General features: G+C 37.5%; 2 protein-coding genes. Both read left to right on the top strand.

All coding sequences use genetic code 11. From position 1 onward, the window contains the following. Positions 1-53 precede the first annotated feature (53 nt). Complete coding sequence (locus tag R2Q70_RS21850) at positions 54-422, top strand: transposase (protein WP_316809677.1); 369 nt, start codon at positions 54-56, stop codon at positions 420-422. 41 nt (positions 423-463) lie between these two features. Further along, the gene (locus tag R2Q70_RS21845; protein WP_316809676.1) at positions 464-1,378 is read left to right on the top strand and encodes an IS3 family transposase; all 915 of its coding nucleotides are present in this window, start codon (positions 464-466) and stop codon (positions 1,376-1,378) included. The last annotated feature ends 143 nt before the right edge of the window (positions 1,379-1,521 follow it).

The raw sequence follows: 1,521 nt of genomic DNA, 5'->3' as shown, positions 1-1,521 counted from the left end.
TGTCTTGTCCGGAATTAGGTTTACAATTTTGAGCACATAAAACTCAATAAAAGATGAAAATTGTAAAGCATTATTCGGACGATTTCAAGCGCGAGGTTGTTCAACATTACCTAAGTTCTGATGACAGCATGCAAAAGACTGCTGATAAATTTAAATTAGCTGTTCATGCATCAGTTGGGCAGTGGGTTAGTAAATTTGGTGGTGAATTCAGAACGCCTGTTATGAACAAATCTCCAAAAAAGTCCAAAACCGAAACGCCTGATACTCACCATGGCATGGCAAAACGTATTCAGGAATTGGAAGAAGCTCTGGAAAGGGAACGTCTAATGAATCTGGCTACAAACAAGATGATAGATATTGCAGAGCGCGATTTAAATATCTCTATCAGAAAAAAGTCTGGAGCCAAACAGTCAAAGAAATAAAAGAACAATGTCCAGAGCTAAGCATTGACAAGCTCTGCGGATTGTTTGGCTTTACCAGACAGGCTTATTATCAGTTACAGAAGTATGAGTATAAATGTCGGGCGCAATCTCATATAGTACTTGAAATGATTAAAAATGAGCGCATTATCTTACCCGGTATTGGTGGTCGTAAAGTGCTTAGTTTAATTGGCGCAGAGATGAAAAGAGAAAATATAACCATGGGTAGAGATGCTTTTTTTGATTTATTGAGGGAAAACCATTTATTGATTCGGCACTATAAAATCAAAATCATAACCACCAATTCTAGGCATTGGTATCGTAAATATCCCAACCTGATCAGAGGTATTCAGCTAATACACCCACATCAATTATGGGTAAGTGATATCACATACGTTGCAACCATCGAGGGATATTTATACCTCTCCCTGATCACTGATGCCTATTCCAGAAAGATAATTGGATGGAACATATCCAATAAGCTAGAAGCAGATGATGCTGTATCTGCTCTGGAAATGGCTCTTAATCAGTTACCCGCTGATAAAGCAGCTAGTCTTATTCATCATTCAGATCGTGGCGTTCAATATTGCTGTGATAAGTACATTTCGAAACTAAGATCCTTTAGTATTCACATCAGTATGACAGAGAATAGTGACCCTTTGGAAAACGCTATAGCAGAGCGGGTTAATGGCATACTGAAAATTGAATGGCTGAACAGATCTGAGCTTACTACCAAGTATGACACTGCATTGAAAATATCAGGGATCATTGAGGCCTACAATACTAAAAGACCTCATTTGAGCATAAATATGATGACGCCAGAAGCAGCACATACCTCTGAAGGAAACTTGCCAATAAAGTGGAAAAACTATTGGAAAGAAAACCAAAATAAAATCATGTATGATGAGAGAAATAAATTACCTACTTTGGATATTCAAAGTCAATTAAGTAAAGCCTGATAAGGATTACTGCTACAACAGTGTAAAGCCGGAAGAGGATTACGTAAAAAGTAAATGTAAACACTGAACCGGACGAAATAACAATTGTAAAGAATACTTAGTATTAACAGCTCCCAACTGTAAAGACTTTTCCGGACGAGACA

The sequence above is a fragment of the Pedobacter agri genome, from assembly GCF_032678665.1.
Classification (GTDB): domain Bacteria; phylum Bacteroidota; class Bacteroidia; order Sphingobacteriales; family Sphingobacteriaceae; genus Pedobacter; species Pedobacter agri_A.
The sequence above is the reverse complement of the archived record's forward strand: the minus strand, read 5'-3'. Positions and strand labels throughout refer to the sequence as shown.